Raw genomic sequence first — 5,214 nt, 5'->3', positions numbered from 1 at the left:
GCTGGGGAGGGGGCGACGGCTGCGCAGCGGAAGGGTCCAGTCGCAATTCGTAGTTGCCGGTGTTCGGATTGAACACCCACTGGTCCGCGGGGTCGATGTCGCCCGCCCGCCCACGTCCTTGCGCGTCCACGACTGCCTGAATCCTCCGTCGGTGGTGCCACCGGATCGCTCACACTATCCGCCCAGTTCAGCGTCCAGCGACGGCGGTGACAAATTCCACTCCCCTACAACTGGGCATTACGCCCATTCCCTTTCCAGGTGTGGAGGCTCTTTTATGGATCCTTTAGCTACACATGCCATTGGCGGCCGTCGTTCCGCGATATGTGGGGGACTCCCCGGACGGCTCGGAAGGCTCGGACGGCTCCCCGCTCGGGCCGGAATCCGGGCCGGAGCTCGGGCCGGTGCTCGGGTTGGGCACGGCGGCGTCCGGCTTCTCGCGCCCCGTCATCGCCGAGGGCCCGTACTCCGCCTCGTCCGCCTGGCCCGTCCTGTCGGCCTCCTCGTCCATCCCGGGCCCGGTCCGCACCGTCACCGGAAGGTCGTTCCGCAACAGGTTGAACAGCTGCGAGGCGGCGGGCTGCACCAGCTCGTCCCGGTTCGCGTTGAGCGAGTACGCGCGCCGGGGAACGGTCAGGAACTGCACCTTCTCCGTGGTGATATGGCGCACGCTGCGCACCAGGTCGTACAACTCGCGCAGCGAGTCGAGCCCGGCGTCGGTGGTCACCGAGGAGGTCGCCGCGTCCAGCAGCGGATACAGCCGCGCCGGGTTCAAAAGCACACCATTGCTGCGCACTTTCTTCACCAGTGAGCCGAGGAACTGCTGCTGCCGGTCCATGCGTTCGGTGTCGCTGCCGTTGCCGATGCTGTAGCGGGCGCGTACGAAGCCCAGCGCGTCCTCGCCGTCCAGCTTCTGCCGCCCGGCGGGCAGCTCCAGATGTGCCTCTTCGTCGTTTATGGGCTCCTTCAGGCACACCTCCACCCCCTGTACCGCGTTGACCATCTTCTTGAAGCCGGTGAAGTCCACGATCATGTGGTGGTCGACCCGGATGCCCGTCAGGTTCTCCACCGTACGGATCGTGCAGGCCGGCCCGCCGAGCTCGAACGCCGTGTTGAACTGGGTGAATTGGGCCCTCGTCCGCTCACCGCCCGCCCCGCGGCAGCTGGGGACCTCCGCCATCAGATCGCGCGGGATCGACACTGCGGTCGCGCTCTCCCGGTCCGCCGCCAGGTGCAGCAGGATCGTGGTGTCCGAGCGCTGGGTGCCGGTGTCCCTGCCGTACTCGGCGTTCTTGTCGCTGCGCGAGTCCGAGCCGATCAGCAGGATGTTCTGGGCGTCGTGCGCCATGGGCGCCGGGCGCTGCTTCTCGTACCGCTTCAGCTCGGCCGCCGTGCCGGTGTCCGTGGTGATGTTGCCCTCGAGCTTCTGGTACGCGGTCCAGCCCACCCCGGCCGCCGCCAGCACCACCACCGAGCCGGCCAGTGCGACCCACCGCGGCCACTGGGGTCTTCGGCCCCCTCCGGTCTCCGCGGAGCTCTCGGGGCCGCCGCCCTCCGGATCGGTGGGCGTACCAGCGCTGTGGGTCACTTCTGCGTCCATCCCTCACGGAACTCGGCGGAGTCGGGCGGCGCCACGCGTCGCCGTGCGGCGTCGCGCCGCACGCGCCCCGCCGTCAGGAGTAGACCGGCGAGTGCCTCGCATGGTTGTACGCGTCGCATCATCGCCCGCGCCGGGCGAAAGACCCGTCAGATGGCGGTGCCCGTGACCCGTTCGCTCTCCCGCCGCTGGTCGAGCGCGCCCGGCGCCAGCCGGTCGAGGTGGCGGCACAGCACCACGGAACCGCCCGCCGCCAGCGGCGCCAGCAGCCCGGCCGACAGCCCGTCCCATGTGTTGTACGGCAGCCCCGACAGCAGCCGGGAAACCGGCGTCAGCCCCCGGGTCGCCGCGTCCGCCCCGGCCCGCTCCATCACCTGCCGCCCCGTCAGTTCCCCGCCGCCCGCGAAGGCCAGGGCCGGCGCGTCCGGATCGACGGGGGAGTACGGCGCGAACCGGTCGCCCTGGCTCGGCACCTCGACGGCATAGTCCAGGAACCCCTGCGGGGCCTGCGGAAAGCGCCCGCCCAGCGGCCGCAGGCTCAGCGCCACCCGCTCCCCGCGGCAGGCCCGCGCCTCCTCCAACGCGTCCGGGCCGCTGACCGCGACCGCCGCGGACGCCGGGTCGCCGCCCAGGTCCGCGAGGACGCCCGTGGACGAACAGGCCAGCACCCAGACGGCGGTCTGCCAGTGCGCGGGCAGCAGCAGCGCCACCCGGTCGCCGGGCTCGGCTCCGAGGTCGTCCTGGATCAGATTGGCCGTCTTCGCCACCCAATTGGCGAAGGTCGCGACGGAGAGTTCGACACGCTCCCCGGTGGCGTCGTCGTAAAAGGTGACCAGCGGGCGGGCCGGATCCGCGGCGAGCGCGGATCGTAGCAGGTCGGCGGGGGTCCCATCGGTGGCGTTCACCCGCGCAAGCGTACGCGCACGGAGTACGCCGATGCGGGTGACCGGGGGCCCCGGAGCCACCGGTTCGGCCGACGGATCGTCATGTCACGAATAGACAGATTTGTCGCATTAAGGCCACGATCTGACTATGCGTGCACTCCTTGCTTCCTCGATCGGCGTCGCCTGCGCCGCCGCACTGACGGTCCCGCTCGCCCTGTCCTCCGGAGCGACCGCCGCACCCACCGACTCCGCCCCCGCCTCCCAACTGGCGGGCAGCACACAGTCGCTGCCGCTCTCCCCGCTCACCGGATCCGACCGCGCCCGCGCCGCCGTACCGGAGGGCGTGCGGGCCTACGGACTACCCGAACGGGAGGTCAAACCCTTCTCCCTCGTCGGCATCGTCTGGAACGACCCCGCCTCCGAATTCCACGGCCAGGCAGAGGTCCGCACCCGCGACGCCGAGACCGGCGACTGGTCGGAGTGGGAGGAGGTCCAGACCCACAGCGACGACCAGCCCGACCTCGACTCCCCTGACCGGCGGCCCGCGGAAGCCCGGGGCGGCAGCGCCCCGCTCTGGGTCGGCAGGTCCGTCGGAATCCAGGTCCGCGCCCTGCCGAACCGCAAACCCGCCGACGGCCCCGGCGACTTCCTGCCCGACGGCCTGCGCATCGATCTCATCGACCCGGGCGACCTCCCCGACTACGCGGGCATGGCCCAGGCCGCTGCCGCCGCCTCCGCCGTCAACGGCGACTACGCCGACATGGGCGCCAAGGAGATCAGCCCGGAGGACCACTCGGACCGGGAGGACGACCGCGAGGACGAAGACGAGGACGAGGACGAGGGCTCCACGGGCAGCAACGGCCCCAACTCCCGCCCGTACGTCGGTCCGCGCCCGCGCATCGTCACCCGCGCCGGCTGGGGCGCCGACGAGCGCCTGCGCACGGGCGGCTTCATCTACACCAAGACGGTGAAGGCCGCGTTCGTCCACCACAGCGCGACCGGCAACACCTACAGCTGCAGCCAGGTCCCGGCCATCCTCCGCGGCATCTACCGCTTCCACGTCAGAAGCCTCAAGTGGCGTGACTTCGGCTACAACTTCGTGGTCGACAAGTGCGGCAACATCTACGAGGGCCGGGCCGGCGGCGTCGCCAGGCCGGTCATGGGCGCCCACACCCTGGGCTTCAACTCCAACACCATGGGCGTCGCCGTCCTCGGCACCTACTCCAAGTCCAACCCGTCCGCCGCCGCCGTCCGGGGCGTCTCCCAGCTCACCGCCTGGAAGCTCGGGCTCTTCGGGGCGAACCCGCGTGGCAGGACCACCCTGGTCTCCGCGGGCAGCAACAAGTACAAGCGGGGTGCCAGGGTCACCCTCAACGTGATCTCCGGGCACCGCGACGGCTTCGTCACCTCCTGCCCCGGCGCGGAGCTGTACCGAAAGCTCCCCTCGGCCCGGTGGTCCGCGAGCCAGCTCCAGGGCCGCTGACCCGGCCCGTTCCGCCGACCCGGTCGGCTGCCCGCGGGCCTGTGCGTCAGTCCGCGGCAGCCGGCCGGCGTCTGCTTACACTGGCGCCGACCGACCGGCCCCGGCAGGAAGCAGAAGACAAGGTGACCGAAGCGATCCTCCTGGTCGGCGGCAAGGGGACGCGGCTGCGGCCGCTCACCGCCAACACCCCCAAGCCCATGGTGCCGGCCGCCGGTGTGCCCTTCCTCACCCACCAGTTGGCCCGCGCCCGCGCGGCCGGCGTCGAGCACATCGTGCTCGCCACCTCCTACCTCGCCGAGGTCTTCGAGCCGTACTTCGGCGACGGCTCCTCGATGGGGCTGCACCTGGAGTACGTGACCGAGCGCGAGCCGCTCGGCACGGGCGGCGCCATCCGCAACGTCGCCTCCCACCTCCACTCCGCCCCCGGCGACCCCGTACTGATCTTCAACGGCGACATCCTCACGGGCCTGGACATCCGCGCCCTGGTGGACACCCACACCGCCTCGGGCGCCGACGTCTCCCTCCACCTCACCCGCGTCGAGGACCCCCGCGCCTTCGGCCTGGTCCCCACCGACGCCGACGGGCGCGTCACCGCCTTCCTGGAGAAGCCGCAGACGCCCGAGGAGATCGTCACCGACCAGATCAACGCGGGCGCGTACGTCTTCAACCGCTCGGTCATCGACGCGATCCCCACCGGCAGACCCGTCTCCGTCGAGCGCGAGACCTTCCCCGGCCTGCTTGAAGCGGGCGCGCACCTCCAGGGCATGGTCGACTCCACCTACTGGCTAGACCTGGGCACCCCCCAGGCGTTCGTCCGAGGCTCGGCCGACCTGGTGCTCGGGCACGCCCCGTCCCCGGCCGTGCCCGGCCGCTGCGGCGACCGGCTCGTGCTGGAGGGCGCCGAGATCGCCTCCGACGCGAAGCTCACCGGCGGTACGGTCGTCGGGTCCGGCGCCTCCGTCGGCGCCGGGGCCCGCGTCCACGGCAGCACGGTCCTGGACGGTGCCACGATCGAACCCGGCGCCCAGATCCACGACTCCCTCATCGGCGCCGGGGCCCGCGTGGGCGCCCGTACGGTCCTCACGGACGCGGTGATCGGCGACGGGGCGCAGGTGGGAGCGGACAACGAACTGAAGTCGGGCATCCGCGTGTGGTGCGACGCGCGAATCCCCTCGCGGGCAATCCGCTTCTCGTCGGACACGTAGGCGACGCTCCCGACCGCTGCGCTCGCGGTGTGGGCGTGGTGCGGGGGG

4 protein-coding genes are annotated in these 5,214 nt (G+C 71.7%); 2 read left to right on the top strand and 2 right to left on the bottom strand.

The window, feature by feature from the left end; genetic code table 11:
* Positions 1–283 precede the first annotated feature (283 nt).
* Both AOK16_RS05100 and AOK16_RS05095 read right to left on the bottom strand, forming a co-directional pair.
* Positions 284–1,585, bottom strand: coding sequence for an LCP family protein (locus tag AOK16_RS05100; RefSeq protein ID WP_398719380.1), 1,302 nt, complete (start codon positions 1,583–1,585; stop codon positions 284–286).
* Between the two features lie 158 nt (positions 1,586–1,743).
* Positions 1,744–2,499, bottom strand: a complete 756-nt coding sequence (locus AOK16_RS05095) for a TIGR03089 family protein (protein WP_055471012.1) — start codon at positions 2,497–2,499, stop codon at positions 1,744–1,746.
* 127 nt (positions 2,500–2,626) lie between these two features.
* Between AOK16_RS05095 and AOK16_RS05090 the strand changes: the two genes are divergently transcribed.
* Entirely contained in the window at positions 2,627–3,961 is a 1,335-nt protein-coding gene (locus tag AOK16_RS05090; protein ID WP_055471011.1) for a peptidoglycan recognition protein family protein, read from the top strand.
* Positions 3,962–4,083: 122 nt separating this feature from the next.
* Positions 4,084–5,166, top strand: a complete 1,083-nt coding sequence (manB, locus tag AOK16_RS05085) for a mannose-1-phosphate guanylyltransferase (RefSeq protein ID WP_055471010.1) — start codon at positions 4,084–4,086, stop codon at positions 5,164–5,166.
* Positions 5,167–5,214 lie beyond the last annotated feature (48 nt).

The organism is Streptomyces pathocidini (genome assembly GCF_001418495.1).
Taxonomy (GTDB): Bacteria; Actinomycetota; Actinomycetes; order Streptomycetales; family Streptomycetaceae; genus Streptomyces; species Streptomyces pathocidini.
This window is presented reverse-complemented; position numbering and strand designations above follow the sequence as displayed.

What these genes read in the sequence shown, in the direction of transcription:
- AOK16_RS05090 (WP_055471011.1), top strand. Translation starts at nt 2,627, where the DNA reads ATGCGTGCACTCCTTGCTTCCTCGATCGGCGTCGCCTGCGCCGCCGCA.